18 protein-coding genes are annotated in these 18567 nt (G+C 70.7%); 9 read left to right on the forward strand and 9 right to left on the reverse strand.

All coding sequences use genetic code 11. The features are described from left to right. Positions 1 to 62: 62 nt before the first annotated feature. From GPX89_RS36305 to GPX89_RS36315, 3 genes are all read right to left on the reverse strand, one after another. A complete protein-coding gene (locus GPX89_RS36305; RefSeq protein ID WP_328602703.1) occupies positions 63 to 1292 on the reverse strand; it encodes a Dyp-type peroxidase in 1230 nt (409 codons plus the stop codon). Then, entirely contained in the window at positions 1285 to 1845 is a 561-nt protein-coding gene (locus tag GPX89_RS36310) for a copper chaperone PCu(A)C (RefSeq protein ID WP_157392410.1), read from the reverse strand. The genes GPX89_RS36305 and GPX89_RS36310 overlap by 8 nt, the downstream gene beginning before the upstream one ends. 119 nt (positions 1846 to 1964) lie before the next feature. Beyond that, the gene (locus tag GPX89_RS36315) at positions 1965 to 2516 is read right to left on the reverse strand and encodes a hypothetical protein (RefSeq protein ID WP_328602704.1); all 552 of its coding nucleotides are present in this window, start codon (positions 2514 to 2516) and stop codon (positions 1965 to 1967) included. 119 nt (positions 2517 to 2635) lie between these two features. Here GPX89_RS36315 and GPX89_RS36320 point away from each other — a divergent pair, with 119 nt between their 5' ends. The 3 genes from GPX89_RS36320 (at position 2636) to GPX89_RS36330 (ending at position 6377) form a co-directional block, all read left to right on the forward strand. Next, positions 2636 to 3322 (forward strand): response regulator transcription factor, encoded by a 687-nt coding sequence (locus tag GPX89_RS36320; protein WP_157392264.1) that lies wholly within the window; start codon positions 2636 to 2638, stop codon positions 3320 to 3322. A gap of 193 nt (positions 3323 to 3515) precedes the next feature. Beyond that, positions 3516 to 4499 carry a HAMP domain-containing sensor histidine kinase gene (locus tag GPX89_RS36325; RefSeq protein WP_157392412.1) on the forward strand — a complete coding sequence of 328 codons (984 nt, stop codon included), beginning with the start codon at positions 3516 to 3518 and terminating at the stop codon, positions 4497 to 4499. Between the two features lie 162 nt (positions 4500 to 4661). Then, a complete protein-coding gene (locus GPX89_RS36330) occupies positions 4662 to 6377 on the forward strand; it encodes a DUF4153 domain-containing protein (protein WP_328602734.1) in 1716 nt (571 codons plus the stop codon). A 16-nt stretch (positions 6378 to 6393) separates the two neighbouring features. Here the strand turns inward: GPX89_RS36330 and GPX89_RS36335 are convergent, their stop codons facing one another. The 3 genes from GPX89_RS36335 to GPX89_RS36345 all read right to left on the reverse strand — a co-directional run bounded on the left by GPX89_RS36335 (position 6394) and on the right by GPX89_RS36345 (position 9036). Then, complete coding sequence (locus GPX89_RS36335) at positions 6394 to 7608, reverse strand: WD40/YVTN/BNR-like repeat-containing protein (protein ID WP_157392265.1); 1215 nt, start codon at positions 7606 to 7608, stop codon at positions 6394 to 6396. A 118-nt stretch (positions 7609 to 7726) separates the two neighbouring features. After that, a complete protein-coding gene (locus GPX89_RS36340; protein WP_157392266.1) occupies positions 7727 to 8086 on the reverse strand; it encodes an iron chaperone in 360 nt (119 codons plus the stop codon). Positions 8087 to 8136: 50 nt separating this feature from the next. Next, positions 8137 to 9036, reverse strand: coding sequence for a TIGR03619 family F420-dependent LLM class oxidoreductase (locus GPX89_RS36345; protein WP_328602705.1), 900 nt, complete (start codon positions 9034 to 9036; stop codon positions 8137 to 8139). 63 nt (positions 9037 to 9099) lie between these two features. Here GPX89_RS36345 and GPX89_RS36350 point away from each other — a divergent pair, with 63 nt between their 5' ends. Further along, on the forward strand, positions 9100 to 9657 hold the full coding sequence (locus GPX89_RS36350) for a sugar O-acetyltransferase (protein WP_328602706.1): 558 nt from the start codon (positions 9100 to 9102) through the stop codon (positions 9655 to 9657). A 145-nt stretch (positions 9658 to 9802) separates the two neighbouring features. Here GPX89_RS36350 and GPX89_RS36355 read toward each other — a convergent pair whose 3' ends face one another. Then, positions 9803 to 10639 carry an SDR family NAD(P)-dependent oxidoreductase gene (locus GPX89_RS36355; protein ID WP_157392268.1) on the reverse strand — a complete coding sequence of 279 codons (837 nt, stop codon included), beginning with the start codon at positions 10637 to 10639 and terminating at the stop codon, positions 9803 to 9805. Between the two features lie 231 nt (positions 10640 to 10870). On the opposite strand from GPX89_RS36355, the gene GPX89_RS36360 reads away from it, so the two are divergent. Beyond that, the gene (locus GPX89_RS36360) at positions 10871 to 12826 is read left to right on the forward strand and encodes a CocE/NonD family hydrolase (RefSeq protein ID WP_157392269.1); all 1956 of its coding nucleotides are present in this window, start codon (positions 10871 to 10873) and stop codon (positions 12824 to 12826) included. A gap of 63 nt (positions 12827 to 12889) precedes the next feature. Further along, positions 12890 to 13756 carry an NAD(P)H-binding protein gene (locus GPX89_RS36365; protein WP_157392270.1) on the forward strand — a complete coding sequence of 289 codons (867 nt, stop codon included), beginning with the start codon at positions 12890 to 12892 and terminating at the stop codon, positions 13754 to 13756. A 6-nt stretch (positions 13757 to 13762) separates the two neighbouring features. On the opposite strand, the gene GPX89_RS36370 is transcribed toward GPX89_RS36365, so the two are convergent. After that, positions 13763 to 14131: a hypothetical protein gene (locus tag GPX89_RS36370; RefSeq protein ID WP_235948916.1), complete on the reverse strand. Its 369-nt coding sequence runs from the start codon at positions 14129 to 14131 to the stop codon at positions 13763 to 13765. A gap of 30 nt (positions 14132 to 14161) precedes the next feature. Continuing rightward, on the reverse strand, positions 14162 to 14947 hold the full coding sequence (locus tag GPX89_RS36375) for a DeoR/GlpR family DNA-binding transcription regulator (protein ID WP_198347764.1): 786 nt from the start codon (positions 14945 to 14947) through the stop codon (positions 14162 to 14164). Between the two features lie 116 nt (positions 14948 to 15063). On the opposite strand from GPX89_RS36375, the gene GPX89_RS36380 reads away from it, so the two are divergent. The 3 genes from GPX89_RS36380 to GPX89_RS36390 all read left to right on the forward strand — a co-directional run bounded on the left by GPX89_RS36380 (position 15064) and on the right by GPX89_RS36390 (position 18517). Continuing rightward, the gene (locus tag GPX89_RS36380; protein WP_157392271.1) at positions 15064 to 15873 is read left to right on the forward strand and encodes a helix-turn-helix domain-containing protein; all 810 of its coding nucleotides are present in this window, start codon (positions 15064 to 15066) and stop codon (positions 15871 to 15873) included. Positions 15874 to 15914: 41 nt separating this feature from the next. Continuing rightward, positions 15915 to 16766 carry a fructosamine kinase family protein gene (locus GPX89_RS36385; RefSeq protein WP_157392272.1) on the forward strand — a complete coding sequence of 284 codons (852 nt, stop codon included), beginning with the start codon at positions 15915 to 15917 and terminating at the stop codon, positions 16764 to 16766. 236 nt (positions 16767 to 17002) lie between these two features. After that, on the forward strand, positions 17003 to 18517 hold the full coding sequence (locus GPX89_RS36390; protein WP_328602707.1) for an ArnT family glycosyltransferase: 1515 nt from the start codon (positions 17003 to 17005) through the stop codon (positions 18515 to 18517). Positions 18518 to 18567: the final 50 nt, after the last annotated feature.

The following is an 18567-nucleotide window of genomic DNA, read 5'->3' on the forward strand; positions in this document are numbered from 1 at the left end:
CTAAGGTCTGTGACCGGATCCGGTCGGACCAACCCTGCCGAGGCGGTCCGACCGGGCCGGGTTCACCGGGTCGCGACGCTGTCGAACAGTTGCTGACCGAGATAGCCGCCCGGGCCGGGCACGCCCGGCGGGATGGCGAAGACCGCCGAGCCGACCGGGACGGTCCACTGGTTGAGGGCGTCGAATTCGGCCAGGCGCTGCTGCACCGGCAGGTACTGGGCGTCGATATCGCGCTGGAACGACGCGAACAGCAGACCCGAGTTGGAGACTTGCCCGGGGGCGGGCGCGTCGTCGTAGTTGTAGCCGCGGCGCAGGAACCGTTCCTCGTCGCGGGTGTGGTGGGCGCGGGCGATGTGGGAGGACGGCGGGATCTTCGGAATGCCGTACTGATCCACCACCTGGAAGTCGGCTTCGTCGAATTCCTTTGTGCCCGACAGGGGTGCGCCGTTGTCGACGGTGCGCCCGATGGTGATGGCGCGACCGTCGGCGTCGAGTTCGTCCCAGGTCTCGAGCTGCATGGCGATGCGCCGCAACACCATCGAGGTGCCCCCGGCCAGCCACGGCCGGTAGCCGCCGTCGTCCCACACCAGGCGATCGAAATCCGGTGTGTCGGGGGCGATGTTGACGGTGCCGTCGACCGAGCCCATGAGATTGCGCATGGTCTGGCCCTTGGCGGCGTTGCGGAATCCGCGCTGCACCCATTTCACGCTGACCAGCGACTTGACGTGTTTGGACAGCACGCGCACCGCGTGGGACACCGTGGTGGCCTCGTCGGCGCAGATCTGCAGCACCAGATCGCCGCCGCACCAGGCGGCGTCGAGTTTGTCGATGCTGAACGGCGGCAACGGTTTCAGCCAGTGCGGGCGCTGATCGTCGAGTTGCGCGGCGGTGAACAGTTGCGGCCCGAACCCGACGGTGACGGTGAGCCGGGCGGGCCTCGCGGCCAGTTCCGGTTCGGTGTCGGCGAGCGCGGGCTTGCCCTGGGTCAGGCGCGAGGCGTCGTCGGTCCAGATCTTCAGCAGGCCGATGATGTCCTCGCGTCCCACGCCCGCCACCAGGTCGAAGCCGACGAACGCGGCGTGCCCCGGCGGTTCGGTGGCGATACCGGCCTGGTGGGCGCCGTAGAAGGCGACCGTGTCCAGGGCGGGATCGCGGTCGTGTTCGCGGTGGGTGAGAGTGGCCGCGCCCCAGCCGATCCCGGCCGCCCCGGCCGCGCCCGCGACGGCGGCCGAGCCGCCGAGCAGTCGCCGCCGGGACAGGCCCGCGGGCCGCGCCCTTGTCGGCTCAGCCACCGTGGGCGGCGGTGTCGCCGGAGGGCTGGTAGTTCTCCTTGCCGCCGGCGAAGTCGCGCACCTGGGCGGTGACGGTGGTGGTGGAGCCGTCGGAGAAGGTCAGCGTGATGGGGGTTTCCGAGCCGGTGCGCAGCGGGGCCTTCAAGCCCATGAACATCATGTGGTCACCGCCCGGCTGCAGGGTGATGCTGCCGTGGGCGGGGATGACGAAGCCACCGGGCTTGGGGCGCATGGTCTTCTCGCCCGCGCCGTCGGGGGCGACCTCGTGCAGTTCGACCGTCGCGGAGGCCGGGCTGGCGGCGGCGACCACATTGACCGGCTTGTCGGAGTTGTTGGCGAGCTTGCCGAAGGCGGCGGACATGCCGCTGTCGGCGGCCTTGATCCACTGGTCGGACATGGACACCGACTCGGCGGCCTTGGCCGTGGAATCCGAGGCGGTCTGGGAGTTGGAGCAGGCCACCGGCAGCAGCGCCAGCGTGGTGATGGCGGCGGCCGCGCCGAGGCGGCGGGCGAATCCGCCGGTGCGCAGGCGGAAGCTGTGGCAGCGGGGCATCTGGGACATGGGAGGTCTCCGTGTGTCGGGGGATGGGTGCACCCCGGACCGGTCCCGGCGAAACCCTGTGCACGCAGGGCTGATTCGACCCGTTGCGGATCGACGAGGATGTCGCGGTACTAGGCCGGAGCGAAAAGTGAGAACACAGCAGGGCCCGCCGGTGGGCCGCGCCGTCCGATACCCGGGCTGACCAGCAGCCGCCGGACTGTGGCGCGCTCGTCACCGACCCACACGGGTACGGGTCGGCCCGGCGGTTGCGGTGCCGAGGCCAGCGCCAGGATGAACCGTCGCACGCTGGTGACGGCCCGGCGCATACCCGCCTCGGCGGCGCGAATCACCAGCGCGCCCAGCGGGATCGCGATCAGGTGCGCGAGCAGCATCGACGGTGAGGAGGCGTGATGGTGGTGGCCCGTCGGCATCGACAGCGCCGCGTGCCCGAGGGACTGGCCCGCGGCGAGCATGGCCATGGTTCCGGCCAGGCCGTAGCGCGGGCGGATCGAGGCCACCACGGCGCCGATGGCGGCGCAGGCGGCGAACAACAGGGCCAGGGCCGAGCCTTCGATGGCGGTCGCGCCGCCGCCGAGTCCGTGCGCGAGAATGGCCACCGCACCCGAGGACGCGCCGACCGCGGCGCCGCGCAGGCGCGCGGTGTGATCGGTCGGTGAGCGCACCCGGACATGCTACGACGTCGTGTCGGAGGCGATGGTTCCAGGTGGTACGACCGGCGTCTCCACGAGATCTTCACAATCGGCGCGAACCATCTCCACGGCGGTTTCGTAAGGTCACCTGCATGGAAACCAGTCCGAGGAGCCCGCGCCGGATTCTGGTGGTCGACGACGAGCCGACCATCGCCGAGTCCATTGCCGCGCGGCTGCGCGCCGAAGGATACGCGGTCGACATCGCCCACGACGGGCCCGCCGCGGTCGAATCGGAGGCCGCCGGTGACCCGGATCTGGTGGTGCTGGATGTGATGCTGCCCGGCTTCGACGGCCTCGAGGTGTGCCGGCGCATTCAGGCGCGCCGCCCGGTCCCGGTGCTCATGCTGACCGCGCGCACCGACGAGACCGACATGCTCGTCGGGCTGGGCGTCGGCGCGGACGACTATCTGACCAAGCCGTTCTCCATGCGGGTGCTCACCGCCCGCGTGCACGCGCTGCTGCGCCGCGTCGAGCGGACCGCGACCCCGGCGGCCACCATCGTGGTCGGGGATCTGCGCATCGACATCGATCAGCGTCGAGTGTGGCGCGCGGACGCCGAAACACAGCTCACCCCCTTGGAATTCGAGCTGCTGGTGCATCTGGCGCGCCGCCCGCGCACGGTGCTGGCGCGCGAGCGACTACTCAGCGAGGTGTGGGGCTGGGCCGACGCCTCGGGCACCCGCGCCGTGGACAGTCACATCAAGGCCCTGCGCCGCAAACTCGGCGCGGATCTCATCCGCACCGTGCACGGTGTCGGATACGCGCTGGAGGCGAGATGAGCGGCGTCGAACGCGGCGGGCGGCACCGGATCTGCGCCCAGCCCAGCCGCGGGCGACCCCGGCCGGTGAGTGCGCCCCCCGCGGGTCCCCGTGAGAACGGGCCGGACGGCGGAACCGGTGACGGTGGCGGGCGGGGGCGGCGGTGAGCGCGCGGGAGTGGTTGCGCGCGGCCGGGAATCCGCTGGCCGGACGGATGCCGCGGCCGCTGGATCGGGTGCGTTCGATCAAGGTGAAGCTGGCGATCGTCATGGTCGGCTCGGGGGCGGTGGCGTTCGGATTCTTCGCCCTGAAGATCGGCTGGCTGCCTCCGCGCACCACGGTGGCGGCGACGCTGCTGGCATTGGTGCTCTCGCAGGTCCTCGCGCACGGGATGACGCTGCCGCTGCGGGAGATGACCGCCGCGGCCAAACGCATGGCGCAGGGCGACTATTCGCGGCGGGTGCGCGCCACCTCCCGTGACGAGGTCGGCCAGCTGGCGGAGGCGTTCAATCAGATGGCCGCCGATCTGGCCGCCGCCGATCAGCAGCGGCGCGAGTTCATCGCGAACGTCTCGCACGAATTGCGCACGCCCATCACCGCATTGGGGGCAGTGCTCGAGAACCTGGTCGACGGGGTCTCCGAACCCGATCCGGCGACCCTGCGCACCGCGCTGGCGCAGACCGAACGGTTGAGCCTGCTGGTGTCGGAGCTGCTGGCGCTGTCGAGCGTGGAAGCCGGGGCGGTGGCCCTGGACCGCGAACCGGTGCCGGTCGAGCCACTGCTGAAAGAGGTTGTCGCCGAGGCGGAAGTGATGGCCGCCGCCATCGATCGCCCGGTGCGTTTCAGCGCCGTCGCCACCCCCGGACTGACCGTGCACGCCGACCGCGCCCGCCTGCACCAGGTCCTGCTCAACCTGCTCGACAACGCCACCCGCCACGGCCCCGCCCACGGCGAGGTCCGCATCCACGCCCACGCCGGACGCACCCACACCATCATCGACGTCGCCGACGACGGCCCCGGCATCCCGCCCGCCGAACGCGCCCGCGTCTTCGAACGCTTCACCCGCGGCGGCCGCGCCACCGGCGGCGGCACCGGCCTGGGCCTGGCCATCGCCCGCTGGATCATCGACCTGCACGGCGGCACCATCGCCGTCGCCGACCCGGGCTCCCGCATCCGCATCACCCTGCCCGCTTCCTGACGCTTCCTTCCCCGAATCCCGGCGCGCCCCGTGCTCCCGGGATGTTCCCGCACACCCATCGGAGGCTCCGTCATGCCCGAAAAACCTTCCGACACACCGAATTCTGGCCCCGGAACACCCGCGCCGCCACCTGTGCCCGTTACGCCCGCGGACTTGCCACTCGTGCCCGAGGTGCCCGTCAGCGGCGAGCCGACGACCGAGGAGCGTGCCAAAGAGGCGTCCTCGGCCGCTTCGGGAGCCTTGTCGGCCATGGCGGTTCCCGCCGGCACAGCCGAGGACGGGTCTTCGAATCCGCCGACCCTGCCCGAGATTCCGGTGGCTGCGCCGGGTGCCTGGGCCGCGCCGCCCGTGCCCGTCGCCGATCCGCCGCACGCCCGAGGGGTAGGCCCGTTGGTGCCCGATGGGCCGAATCACGTGTGGCCGCCACGAGTTCCGCCGCGCTCGGCATTGGTGCCGGTGCCCGCGGGCCTGTTGGCGGCGACCGGGCTGGCCGGTGTGGCCGCCGCGGTGTGTGTGCCCGTGGATCGTCCGGGGCTGGGGTGGCTGCTCGCGGGCTTGACCGTCACGGGCGCGGTGTACGCGGTCGATCGCGCCGCCCGTCGCGCGAGCCGGGCCGATGACGAACACCTCGGTGGCCGGGAACGGATCTGGTGGGCCGGGGTGGCGTTGGCGTTGCTGGGGGTCGGGGTGGTGCGGGATGCGCCGTGGCTGTTCGGGTTGTGTCTGGCGGGTGCGGTGGTGGCCGGATCCCTGGCGGTGGTGCGGCCCTCGGTGTACGGGGTGGGGTGTGATGCGGTGGCGGTGCCGTTCGCGGCGGTGACTTCGCTGCCGTGGGTGTATCGGGCGGTGGAGGGGAGACGTGCGCGCGGCGGGGTGGGCTCGCAACGGGTGTGGTGGTCGGTGGCGGTGGCCGCTGGACTGTTGGTGATCGTGGTGCCGTTGCTGGCGGGGGCCGATGCGGTGTTCGCCGGGGTGGTGGACGGTGTGCTGCCGCGCGTGAACGTGCCCGCGGTGCTGCGGTGGGGTGTGGTGTTCGCGGTCGCCGGGATGGGGACCGCCGGTGCGCTGTATCTGTTGGCGGGCCCGCTCCCGGCCGCGGGAAGCGCCGGGTCGCAGACGACCGGTGACGGCGTGGATCCGTTGGGGTGGATGGGAATTCGACGGTTCTCGCCGCTGGAGTGGGGTATCCCGGTGGGCGCGCTGACCGTGGTGTTCGCGGCGTTCGTGGCCACCCAGGTGGCGGTGCTGTTCGGGGGCGACGGCTATGTACAGCGGACCGCCGGACTGACCTACGCCGAGTACGCCCGCAGCGGGTTCTGGCAGTTGTCGATCGTGAGCATGCTGACGCTGGCGGTGATCGGGGCCGTGCTGCGGTTCGCCCGTCAGGAATCGGGGATCGAACGCCGATGGCTGCGTGGCGCGGTCGCGGCGGTGAGCGTGCTGAGTCTGGTGATCGTGGCCTCGGCGCTGCACCGGATGTGGACCTATCAGCAGGCCTACGGGTTCACCGTGATGCGACTGCTGGTGGAGGTGTTCGAGGGCTGGATCGCACTGGTGTACCTGCTGATTCTCGTGAGCCTGGTCCGGTTGCGGCGCGGGTGGGTGCCGCGCGCGGCGGTCGGAGCGGCGGCGGCGACATTGCTGGGATTGGCGGTGCTGAACCCGGAAGGGTTTGTGGCCGAGCGCAATATCGACCGGTGGCAGGCGGGTAAGAGCCTGGATGCCGAGTACCTGAGCAGACTGTCTGCCGATGCGCTGCCGGCCACGCATCGCTTGCCCGGCGGCGAGCGCGCGGCCGTCTCGGAGGCCATACGCGCGCGTCTGGGTGAGGATTCGTGGCAGGGCTGGAACTATTCGCGTGCGGTCGCCGGTCGCTGAGGATCGATGTCGCCGCTCAGCCGAAGCTCACCGGCGTCCAGGTGCGCCCGGCGTCCTCGGTCGTCAGCATCATGGTGGCGTAGTGTTTCGCCCCGGGGCGCGACAGGATCACGAAACCTGTTGTCTCGGTGACGAACTCGCCGGAGAAGTCGTTCCAGTTCCGGTCGGGTGCGGTGTAGGTGGTGGTCCAGGTCGCGCCGCCGTCGGCCGAGGTGAGCAGGTGGTCGTCGATGGCGGCGACCAGATGGGCGGGGTCGGCGGGGATGAGTGCGGTCCGGGCCGTCAGCGTGGGGGCGAGCTGGCCGGTTTCGGTGAAGGTGGCGCCGCCGTCGGTGGAGGTCATGAGGCGGGTGGCGCCGCCGTCGTCGGCGGGGCCGAGCCGTCCGCACAGGGCGACGAGCCGCCTCTCGGTGAACGCGTGCAAGCCGGCGGGACCGTTGCCGCCGCAGGGCAGTTGCCATGTGGTCCAGGTGCCCTCGACGAGGCGGGAACCGGATTGGGTGCGGTTGTACACGACCAGCCAGGCCCGGTTGCCGACCGCGCTGACGGCGGCCAGCGGCTTGGGCCCGCCTCCGACATTGTTGGGAATGTCGGTTGTCCTGGTCCAGGATTCGCTGTCGAGCGGGCTGGTCCACACCTCCGGGTCCTTACCCGAGGGCACCCCGGCGATCCACACGCTGTCCTCGGAGAAGGAGATCGCCCATTCCGCGTCCAATTCCAGTTCGACCTCGCGCCAGTTCTTCCCGCCGTCGTGGGTCGAGAACAGCCGGTGGTCGATCCAGGCCCATCCGTTGCGGGTATCGGCGAAGTGCAGCGCACCGGCGGGGTTGCCGCCGCGGATCGCCGTCGCGCCCGGCTGCAGCGGGGCGGGCAGTGCCACCTGCTGCCAGGTGCGCCCGCCGTCGGTGGTGTGGCGCAGTTGCTGGCAGGGCTCGGCGGTGCACGGGTACATCCGGCCCAGCACCCAGCCCTCGTCGGCGGAGACGAAGTTGATCGAATCGGGTTGGAAGCCCACCGGATCCGGTTCGGCGACGATCTTGCCGGGCGTCGGCGGTGTGGGCGGAACGGGAGGTGCAGGTGGGGCCGACTGTGTGCTGGTGTGCGAGCCCGTATGTGGGTCGAGGCCGTTGCCGCCGGGGTCGAGAGTGAGGGCCGCGACCAGTCCCGCCGCCAGGACCGGTACTCCGACTCCGACGACTCCGGCCAACGCGACCGGATTCCGCAAACCCACCGGTCTGGACTCCCTTCGGCACAACACCCCCGGCCGCTGGTCCGGGCACTCACCCGGGCGGTCCTGTGGCACAACGGGATCGAGTATGCCCGGTGGGAGGACGAATCGCCCACCCGGCTCAGCGGTGGGCGCGCTGGGCGGCCAGGCGGGTCGCGATGTCGGCGATGAGCTCGTAGGGGACGGGGTTCTTCAGGGGGAAGTTCAACGAGCCCTTGCCGACCCGGTAGGGCGCGATGGCCTGCTCGAACGCGGCGTCCCCGGCGGGCACCGGGTACACCGACAGGTGCTTCTTCCAGCCCGCGAAGTACATCACCGCCTTCCCGTTCACTTCGACGGTCGGCATCTTGTAGCTGAGGGTCTCGGTGGCCTCGGGCAGTGCGGTGTGGATCGCGGCACGCACCCGGTCGAGGGCCTCGCGCATGGGTGCGGGCTGGGTGGCGAGGTATTCCTCGACGGTGCTCGGGTCAGGCTTGGCCATAACGGTTCACCTTCCGTGGAACGTCCGTTTCGACCGTACCGGTGGGCTGGTCAGCCGCGCAGCCGTTCCAGCAGGCCCAGGCTGGTGTCGAGCATGGCGTCGAGGGAGTCGGCGACGTAGAGCAGGTCGATGAAGAAGTCGTCGAATCCGGTGTCGGCGGCCACGGCTTCGATGGTGTCGGCGACCAGCGCGGGGTCGGTGCCCGCGGCCACGTTCACGCGCACCACGGTGTCGATGGCCTTCGGGTCGCGGCCCGCTTCCACCGCGGCCTGGTCGATGAGCTCGCGCAGTCCCAGCAGCCGCTGGCCCCAGGCGGGCGGGCCGGGGACGGGGACCACGGGCAGCCAGCCGTCGGCGCGGCGGCCGATGCGGGCAAGCCCGGCCGGGTTGAACGCGCCCAGGTAGATCGGCGGCCGGGGACGTTGGACGGGTTTGAGTTCGCTGCGATGTTCGGGGACGGTGACGAACCGGCCCCGGTACCCGGCCGGATCGGTGGTCCAGATGGCTTCCAGCGCATCGAGAGTCTCGTCCAGTCGCGCCCCGCGATGGCTGAACTCCACCCCGGACGCCTCGTATTCCTCGGGTGACCAGCCGATTCCGAAGCCGGGCAGCAGTCGCCCGTTGCTGACCACGTCGAGGGTGGTCAGCGCCCGCGCCAGGTGCGCGGGCCGATGCAGGGGAGCGATCAGCACATTGGTGCCCAGCCGCACCCGCTCGGTGACCGCGGCCGCGATGCCGAGCAGCAGCAGCGGGTCGAGCACGGAATTGAATTCGTCGGGAATGGTGGGCTTGCCCGCGTACCCGACCGCCGGATTCGTCGCCGCGATGAGCCGTTCACCGACCCAGAGGCTGTCGGCCCCGGCCTGTTCGAGCGCGGTCGCGTAGTGCGCGACCCGCGCGCCCTCGCGGGCCTGGGCGCCGTGCTGGGGAAGCGAGAATCCGATTTTCACGCCTTCGGTGATACCAGACCCGCGATTTCGTGCCGCCGGGCGCCACCGGAGAGGATGGGCCGGGTGGGAGAACACAAGGATCGCATGCTGGCCGGCGAGCTCTACCGCGACAACGACCCCGAACTGGTCGCCGAACGCCTGCACTGCCAGAAACTGCTCGACGACTTCAACGCGACCCGCGCCGGCCAGGACACGGCCCGGCGCGCGATTCTCGAGCAGCTGCTCGGCGCGATCGGGGAGGGCTCGTGGATCATGCCGCGCTTCCAATGCGACTACGGCCACCTGATCCGGTTGGGCCGCAACAGCTTCCTCAACTACGACGCCATCGTGATGGATTGCGCGCCGGTGACCATCGGCGACGACGTCTCGATCGGCCCGCGCACCCAACTGCTCACCGCCCTGCACCCGATGACCGACCACGAGCTGCGCCGCCAACGGTGGGAGACGGCCGCCCCCATCACGATCGGGGACAATGTGTGGCTCGGCGCGGGTGTGATCGTCTGCCCGGGTGTCACGATCGGCGCGAACACGGTGGTCGGCGCCGGCAGCGTCGTCACCCGCGACCTACCTGAGAAAGTCTTCGCCGCAGGCAATCCGGCCCGGGTGATCCGCACACTGTAGGCCGGGCGAGCGGCGAGTATTCCGGTGGCGGCGGGGCCGGTGGGCTGCCGAGTCCGTCGGGGCGCGACTGTGGGCCGAGTCGGCCTATGTGTCGGCTCGGGGACTATTCGGGCTGCCCCCTGCCGAATGCCCTGTTGCCCCAGTTCTATTCGGGCAGGCCGGTCAGTTCGGCGCAGAGCCGGTGCAGGCGGGTGGCCGCGGCGTCGTCCTGGGCGGCGGGGGAGGGGGCTTTGACGCGGTTGCGCTGGAAGTAGCAGCCGGACACGGCCGACACGTCGGGGTCGGTGGCCAGGTAGGTGAGGGCCGCGCCGCCCTGCTCGGCGGAGACCATGAACAGGCGTTTGGCCAGCGCCAGCGCGGGCTGGGCGAACCAGGGGGCGGAGTCCCAGATGCCGGTGTCGACCGCGCCGGGGTGAAAGGCGTTGGCGGTCACCTTGGTTCCGGTCAGCCGCCGGGCCAGGTCGCGGGCGTAGAGGATGTTGGCCAGTTTGGAGCGCCCGTACGCGGTGGTGCCGGAGTAGCCGTGGCGCATCTGCAGGTCGTCGAAGTCGAGGTGGTTGCCGTAATGCATGACCGAGGAGGTGAACAGGATCCGTGCGGGGGTGCTCTCGCGCAGTAGGTCCAGCAGTAGTTCGGTGAGCAGGAAACCGGCGAGATGGTTGACGGCGAAGGTGGCTTCGAGTCCGTCGCCGGTTTCGGTGCGGCGCATATGGAATCCGCCGGCGTTGTTGGCCAGTACGTCGAGGCGGTCGTAGCGGCCGCGCACGGTCTCGGCGAGTCCGCGCACCGCGTCGAGGCTGGACAGGTCGCAGACCAGGGTGTCGATCTCGGCGGTGGTGTCCGCGCGCACCGATTGCGCGGTGGCGGTGAGCTTTTCGTGATTGCGGCCGACCAGGATCAGTCGGTGCCCGTCGGCGGCGAGGCCCCGCGCCGCGGCCAGGCCGATCCCCGATGTGGCCCCCGTGATCAGCATGGTCTTCATGCTCTGTCAATCTGCCACACCCCGACCGCGCTGTCGCGCCGCACGGGTCACCCGATTGTGATGGGGATCTCGTGAAAGTCACTGTCGCGCAACGAATGCGGCCTCCTGGTCGGGTGCACGAACCGGATCGGTGAAATCGTGCGGAATACCGAGTGACAGAACACCGGCGGACCCGTACCGTCTGAGACACGCGCCCGCGTGGTGGCGGGCGGTCTCGGCAAAGGAGCCGACATGGCGCATCCGCACGATCTCACGCCCACCGCGCTGCCCGCGCCCCGCCCGGGACTACCGCCCAACGCGCGCTTCGATATCGGGCCCGCCCTGCACCCGAAGGTCCACGTGCGGCGCGGGGTGGGAATCCGGTTGAGCGACGGCACGATCCTCTCGGCGGACATCACCCGGCCCGCCGACGCCGACGGGCGACCGGTCACCGCCGCACTGCCCGCGGTCATCACCCTGACCCCCTACAACAAGACGCTGATGACACGCGCCAACCCGCTCATCGACGCGGTCACGGCCGTCGGCCCGCTGGTCTACCGTCTCGTCCCGCCCTCACCGCACGGGCGCGCGGGCGGTCGCGAGATGCTGCGCGCCCTGGGCGGCGGTGCGCTGGAATCGATTCGCGCCAACCGCACCCTCATCGCGCGCGGCTACGTCCACGTCGCCGTCGACGTGCGCGGCACCGGCACCTCCACCGGGCGGCTCGAGATCATGTCCGCGCGCGAGCAACGCGACCACCTCGAGGTTCTCGCGTGGGTGCGCCGACAGTCCTGGTGCAACGGCGATCTCGCCATGACCGGGATCTCGTATCTGGCCATCACCGCCCTGCAGACCGCCGGGCATCGGCCCGAGGGTTTGAAAGCGGTGTTCGCGCTGGTCGGTTCGGAGGATCCGACCCGGGACCTGATCCTGACCGGCGGCGTGCAATCGATGTTCACCCTGGCGTGGCTGGGCGCGGTCAACGGCGGCAAGTGGCTGCCCTCGCTGCCGGGCCTGGTGAAATCCGGTGCCGCCGGACGCTATCTGCGCGACCGGCTGGCCAGTCCGTTCACCCGGCTCCCCGATATCGCCGGCGCCATGATCGACGACCGGCACCCCGAGCACTTCTACAACGACGACGCCCGCGACCGCCGCCCCCGGCTCGAGGAATTCACCGCCGCCACTTGGATCCACGCGGGCTGGCACGACGTGTTCGCCCGTTCCGCACCGGCGCTGTACCAGCGGCTCCGATTGCCCTCGGGCGCGGCGCAATTGGTGGTCGAGGACAGCTATCACGTCGGGCCCGGCACCGGATTCGGCACCGACGACCATCCGCAGCGTCTCGACGAACTGCAGTGCGCGTTCTTCGACCGCTGGGTCAAGGGCATCGACAACGGGATCGACGCCTACGGTCCGGTGACCGTGCGCCAGCTCGGCGGCGGCTGGGTCGCCCGCGACGGCTACCCGCATCCCGCTGCCCGGGTGCATCGCTGGTATCTGTCCCGCCACGCCAGCGGCGCCGCGCCGCATGCCGCCCACGACGGCTCCCTGCGCCAGTGGCCCGACCGCTACCCCGCGCGAATCCGGTTGCCGCGCAAGCGCCCCGGCATCGCCTCGCAGACCAGCACCTGGCTGATGTGCGGGCTGCCCACCGCGTTCGGGCGCAGCTGGTCGATCGACGACCGCGCCCACGAGGCCGCCACCGTCACCTTCACCGGCGACGCGCTCGACCACGATCTGCTGCTGTCGGGGCCGATCAATCTGCACCTGCGGGTGTCGGCGGCCGGGACCGACGCCTTCTGGGCAGTCACCGTCTGCGATGTCGCCCCCGACGGCGTCTCCACCGTGATCGCCCGCGGCGCACTGCGTTCGAGCCGCCGCGCCCTCGACGCGGAGGCCAGCGGCTACCAGGACGGCGAACTGCTCGCCGCCGCACACCCCATGAGCGCCGAGACCGTGCTGCGGGTGACTCCCGGTGTGCCCCACGACCTGGACATCGACATCACCCCCACCGAAGCGATCCTGCGTGCCGGACACCGCCTGCGCGTGGCGATCGCGCGCACCAGCTGGCCGCGATACTTCCTCACCCCGGCGGTGTCGCGCCACATCAAGGACCAGCACATCGTGCTCGATCCCCAGCATCCCGGGCATCTGAGCGTCCCGGCCGTACCGCTGCCGACCGGGATCGAGAACCGTACCGCCTCATAGGGAGATCACCCCGTCGGCGGCGAAGACCCTGTGCCGCAAGGTCACGACACGTACCGTTGAACCATGGAGCCGGTACTGGTCACCGGTGCCGCCGGGGGGCGCGATGGATCCACCGGGCGGCACCTCACAGCACAACTGCTCGGCCGCGGCATTCCCGTGCGGGCCCTGGTGCGCTCCGACGACGTGCGCGCGAATCTGCTACGGGCGCTCGGGGCGCAGGTCGTGGTCGGCGATCTCCGCGACCTCGCGCTGGTGCGCAGCGCCATGGCGGGGGTACGCGGGGCCTACTTCACCTATCCGGTGGTCGACGGACTGCTCGACGCCGCGGGCGTGTTCGCCGTGGCGGCGCGCGAGGCCGAGGTCGAACGCGTGGTCGCGGTGTCCCAGCTCGCGGCCGGGCCGCAGGCGCTCACCCCGCGCATGCGTCAGCACTGGGTGGCCGAGCAGATCCTGGACTGGGCGCAGATCGGCGCGATCCACTTGCGCGCGGCCGTCTTCCACGAGAACCTGGCCCGCATCGCCGACACCGGTGACGGCGCGGCGCTCACGATGCCGATGGGTGCGGCGAGTACCGAACTTCCGCTGGTGGCCGCCTCGGACGTGGCGCGGGTCGCGGCGGGCCTGCTGGCCGATCCCGAACTCGAGGCCGATCCGGTGTTACTGCTGACCGGGGATGTGGTCTCCATCGGCGCGGCCGCGCGCACCCTGGGCCGCACCTACCGCGACGCCGATCCCGACGCCTGGCACCGCTGGGCGCTCGAGTTCTACGGCAGCCCGCATGCCGCGGAGCATCTTTCCAGGCTGTGGGAGATCTTCCGGGTCCTCGGCGAAGGGACCGGGCTGTATCAGGTGACACCGGCCATCGAGAAGATCGGCGGCCACCCGCCGATCACCCTGTCCGACTTCGCGATCCACCGCCCGGCCCACTGAGCGCGGTCAGCGCGCGTCGGGAACCTCGGCCGCGCTCAGATAGACGCGCTTACCCAACGCGCGGGCATGAGCGACCATGCGATCGGCGCCTTCGGACGGGCCGCCGATGCGCAGCACCGCGTCACAGCGCGCCAGCAGCTGCTCGGCGACGGGGTGAAAGATCTCCTCGTAGAGGGAATCTCCGGGCCCGGTGCTGCCCGCGGTCTCGAGCAACGGCAGCGCCAGCGCTTCCCCGGTCACCCCGAGATGCCCGGCCCGGAACAGGGCCAGCGCGGTCTCGTTCATGGCCGCCACATTGGCGGCCATCCGGGCCGGATCGTCGCCGGTGCCCGACCGGTACGGTCCCGCCACCAGGATCATCTGAGCATTCGACACGGCAACTCCTTCGATTGGTGCACAGTCGGTTCACACCGAATGGACGACGACGCCCGCCTCGCGCAGGGCATCGAGGGTCTGTGGTCCGGCCGGATGGATCGCCGGATCCGATCCGGCCCGGTCGGTGACGAATTCGTGGGCCGCCGACAGCGCGGCGACCTGGCTGAAGGCGCGCACCCCCAGCTTGGTCGCGTCGGCGACGGCCAGCACCCGCGCCGACTGCGCGATCCCGGCCTGTTTGACCGCGGCGTCGTCGAGGCAGAACTCCGACCAGCCGTAGCCGGCGTGGACACCGCCGATCGACATCACGAACACGTCGAAGGCCAGCGCCTCCAGCGCGCGTAATGCCAAGGGGCCGACCAGGGATCGCTCACCGGGGCGGGAGCGGCCACCCGCGACCAGCAGCTCGATATCGGGCTGGTCGGCCAGGGCCAGGGCGGTCTGCAGGCTCAGCGCGGTCACCGTCAGCGGTCCCCGTCCGGCCAGGGCGCGGGCCACGTGCACCGTGGTGGTGCCCGCGTCGAGCAGCACACGGGAGCCCGGCGCGATGAGGTTCGCGACCGCGACACCCAGGCGATCCTTGATCGCGGCCGACCAGTCCGCACGATCGGTGAAGCCGCCCGCCTCGGTGCGGGCGTGGACGGCGACCGCACCGCCGTGCACGCGCCGCGCCAGGCCCCGCTGTTCCAGCGCGTCCAGATCCCGGCGCACCGTCATCTCTGAAACGCCCAGGCGCTGTGCCAGTTCCGACACCGACGCGCGGTCGGCGCCCTGGATCAGGCGCAGCGTCACATCCAACCGTTCGGCAGCGTCCACCCCACAGTTCTAACATTGTTGTGTTCGAATGAACAGTGCTGGTTTCGTTTTACGATCACGTGCCATTACCCGCCTGGTAATGGCCTGCGACCGTTGCCCATTCGTACGATCGGCTCATGGCGACACCCACGGCAGGCGATCTACTCCGGCACTGGCGCACCACCCGGCGACTGAGCCAACTCGAACTCGCCGGCCGCGCCGACACCTCCACCCGCCACCTCAGCTTCATCGAAACCGGCCGCGCCACACCGAGCCGTCACATGTTGCTGCACCTGTCCGAAGAACTCGACATCCCCCTGCGCGAACGCAACCGCATGCTCCTCGCCGCCGGTTACGCCCCCGTCTACGCCGAACCCGAACTCGACAATCCCGCCATGGCACCGGTCCGCGACACCCTGCGCCGCCTGCTCACCGGCTTCGAACCCCACCCCGCCCTCGCCATCGACGCCACCTGGACCATGGTCGACGCCAACGCCGCCATCACCCTGTTCCTCGACGGCGTCGACCCCGCCCTGCTGCAGCCGCCCGTCAACGCCCTGCGCCTGACCCTGCACCCCGACGGACTCGCCCCGCGCATCGTCAACCTGCCCGAATGGCGCGGACACCTCTTCGAACGCCTGCAACGCCAGATCGAGATCACCGGCGCACCCGAACTCGTTGCGCTGCTGGCCGAATTGCGCGCCTACCCCGGCGGCGAACAAGCCCCCGGACTGCCCGAACCCGATCAGACCATCGTCCCGCTGCGACTGCGTCACGACGGCCACGAACTCGCCTTCCTCGGCGTCACCACCGTCTTCGGCACTCCCATGAACGTCACCGTCGCCGAACTGGCCATCGAAGCGTTCTTCCCCGCCGACGCCGCCACCGCGACCCTGCTGCGCGAACGCATCGCCGTCGCCGCCGACCCCACCACCCCATCCGACTAGTCGGTCCGCGCGGGGTGGTCCGTACCGCACAATGAATCTCCATGGACGTGCCCGCGCACCTCACCCACCTCACCGGCACCCCACCGACCCGCCTGCACGCACTCGGCCACAGCCACGCCTGGACCCTGCACCGCGCCGAAACACTCGACGGCCGCACCCTTTTCATCAAAGCCCTCGACAACGGCACCCCCACCGGCGTCCTGACCGCCGAAGCCGCGGGCCTGCGCTGGCTGGCCCAGGCCACCCCCGACCTCGTCCCACCCGTCCTCGCCGCCGACCCCCACATGCTCGTCCTACCCTGGCAACCCCCGCACCCACCCACCCCGGCGGCCGCCGACCACCTCGGCCACTCCCTCGCCACCCTCCACACCACCACCCCCGCGACCTACGGCGCCCCCTGGCCCGGCTACATCGCCACCCTGCCCCTCGACAACACCCCCACCCCCGGCCCCTGGGCATCCTGGTACGCCGAATACCGTCTGGCCCCTTACCTTCCCGCCGCTGCCGAACACCTCGGCCGCGACGGCCTCCGCCTTCTCGAACGCGTCATCGACCGCATCGACGACCTCGCGGGCACTCCCGAACCCCCCGCCCGCATCCACGGCGACCTCTGGTCCGGCAACATCCTCTGGACCCCCGACCGCGCCCTCCTCGTCGACCCCGCAGCCCACGGTGGCCACCGCGAAACCGACCTTGCCATGCTCGCCCTGTTCGGCGCCCCCCACCTCGACCGAATCCTGTCCGCCTACCAGCACACCGCACCCCTGAACCCGGGCTGGCGACAACGCATCCCGCTACACCAACTCCACCCACTGCTGGTGCACGTCGTGCTGTTCGGAGCCTCGTACCGCGGCATGCTGCTCGCCGCCGCGGCCTCGGCCCTCGCGGGGTAGCCGCACTCGGCCGACCGCGATGTCCTCGCAATCGGCGACCTGAACCGCGGAACCCGGTCCCGGACAACCTCCTCGGCGCAATCCAGGGTGTCCTCGGTCCCCAACTCGATGCGCAACGGCGGAATCGCGCTGGATTGTCCGTCGCCGCCCGCCCGTGGCCGATCGGTCCGCTCCCGCGCGTTCGAGTTCCGCTCCAGCGCTTACCAATTCCCGAGTTCGCCGGTAGCGTCTGTCGCGTGACACGGGTGGTTGCCGATTCGGTTCGATCTTCTTCCGGGACCGATCGGCGTGAGCCGTTCGCGGTGGTCGCGGTTGCGGTAGTGGCGGCGGTGACCGCCGTGGTGGCGGCAGCCGCCGCGACGCGGTACGGGTATTACTACGACGAGCTGTATTTCATCGCGGCGGGGCGACGGCCGTCGTTCGGGTATGTGGACCAGGGGCCGTTCGTGCCGCTGGTGGCGCGGGCGATGGACTGGGTGTTTCCCGGATCGTTTGTGGCATTGCGGATTCCGGCGGTTGCCGCGTCGGTCGGGGTGGTCGTGTTCGGCGCGGTGATCGCGCGGGAGTTGGGTGGCGGGCGCGGGGCACAAGTGGTGACGGCCGCGGCGTGTGCGACGTCGGTGCTGGTGCTGGGGCAGGCGACGACGTTGTCCACCAATGGAATCGACACGGTGTTGTGGGTCGTGCTGACGTGGCTGTTGGTGCGTTGGGTGCGGACTCGCCAGGACGGGCTGCTGCTGGCGGCGGGTGTGGTGACGGCGGTGGACGTCCAGGTCAAATGGCTGGTGCCGGTCTTCTGGATCGCGGTGATCATCGGTGCGGGGGTGGTGGGGCCGCGGGATCTGCTACGACGGCCCGCGCTGTGGTGGGGCGCGGGCATCGCGCTGCTGGCTGCGACACCGGGACTGATCTGGCAGGCCCGGCACGGCTGGCCGCAGCTGAGCATGGGATCGGTGGTCCGGCGTCAGACAGGCGGTTTCGCCGGGTCGCTGTGGTTCGTGCCCTCGACGCTGGAGTTGTGGGGTCTGCTGGGTGCGGTGGTCGTCGTGTGTGGTGTGTGGCAGTTGCTCCGGTCGCCCGGCTTTCGCCCGTACCGGTTTCTGGGTGTGGCGTTTCTTCTGGTGATAGCGGTCTTCGCGGTCAGCGGCGGCCGTACCGTCTACGGCGCGGGGTGCTATCCGGTGGTGATCGCCGCCGGATCCGTGGGGTTGGCCGCGTCCGCCAGGCGCTGGCCCGCGATGGCCGCGATACCGGCCGTGGTGGTTTCCGCGCTGGCAGTCGTCTACTTCGCGACGCCGTGGCGACCCGCCTCGCAGTTCAGCCCGTCCTCCGATCGTGCTGTCACACTGGGACCTTCGGTCTACAGCGAGCTCGGCTGGTCCGAGCTTGACGCGGTGACGGTCGACGCCTACCGCAGATTGTGGCCGCGACAGCGACCCACGGCCGTCATCGTGACGGAGTGGTACGTCCAAGCCGCGGCGCTCGACCACGACCGTACGAATCTGCCGCCGGTGTTCAGCCCCAATCGCGGCTTCGGCTACTTCGGCGCGCCACCCGACACCGCCGAAACGATCATCTACGTCGGCGGCACCGAAGCCGATCTGAGCCACTGGTTCACCTCCGTCGTACCTGCGGGCCGAATGGAGAACCCACTCGGAATCCCGGGCATCACCAGGGACATCACGATCTGGGAATGCGGCGGCCCCAAACAGCCGTGGTCGGTCATGTGGCCGACCATGCGCAAGCTGTGACGCGCGGACCCGACGTCGAACCGACACATCACCGCAGAACAGTTGCGGCG

It is taken from the genome of Nocardia terrae, assembly GCF_009760405.1.
GTDB lineage: Bacteria > Actinomycetota > Actinomycetes > Mycobacteriales > Mycobacteriaceae > Nocardia > Nocardia terrae.

Excerpts from the sequence above, each read along its gene's own strand:
- GPX89_RS36310 (WP_157392410.1), bottom strand. The coding sequence starts at position 1,845 with ATGCCCCGCTGCCACAGCTTCCGCCTGCGCACCGGCGGATTCGCCCGC.
- GPX89_RS36320 (WP_157392264.1), top strand. The coding sequence starts at position 2,636 with ATGGAAACCAGTCCGAGGAGCCCGCGCCGGATTCTGGTGGTCGACGAC.
- GPX89_RS36325 (WP_157392412.1), top strand. The coding sequence starts at position 3,516 with ATGCCGCGGCCGCTGGATCGGGTGCGTTCGATCAAGGTGAAGCTGGCG.
- GPX89_RS36340 (WP_157392266.1), bottom strand. The coding sequence starts at position 8,086 with ATGGCCAAGCCTGACCCGAGCACCGTCGAGGAATACCTCGCCACCCAG.
- GPX89_RS36355 (WP_157392268.1), bottom strand. The coding sequence starts at position 10,639 with ATGAAGACCATGCTGATCACGGGGGCCACATCGGGGATCGGCCTGGCC.
- GPX89_RS36360 (WP_157392269.1), top strand. The coding sequence starts at position 10,871 with ATGGCGCATCCGCACGATCTCACGCCCACCGCGCTGCCCGCGCCCCGC.
- GPX89_RS36365 (WP_157392270.1), top strand. The coding sequence starts at position 12,890 with ATGGAGCCGGTACTGGTCACCGGTGCCGCCGGGGGGCGCGATGGATCC.
- GPX89_RS36380 (WP_157392271.1), top strand. The coding sequence starts at position 15,064 with ATGGCGACACCCACGGCAGGCGATCTACTCCGGCACTGGCGCACCACC.
- GPX89_RS36385 (WP_157392272.1), top strand. The coding sequence starts at position 15,915 with ATGGACGTGCCCGCGCACCTCACCCACCTCACCGGCACCCCACCGACC.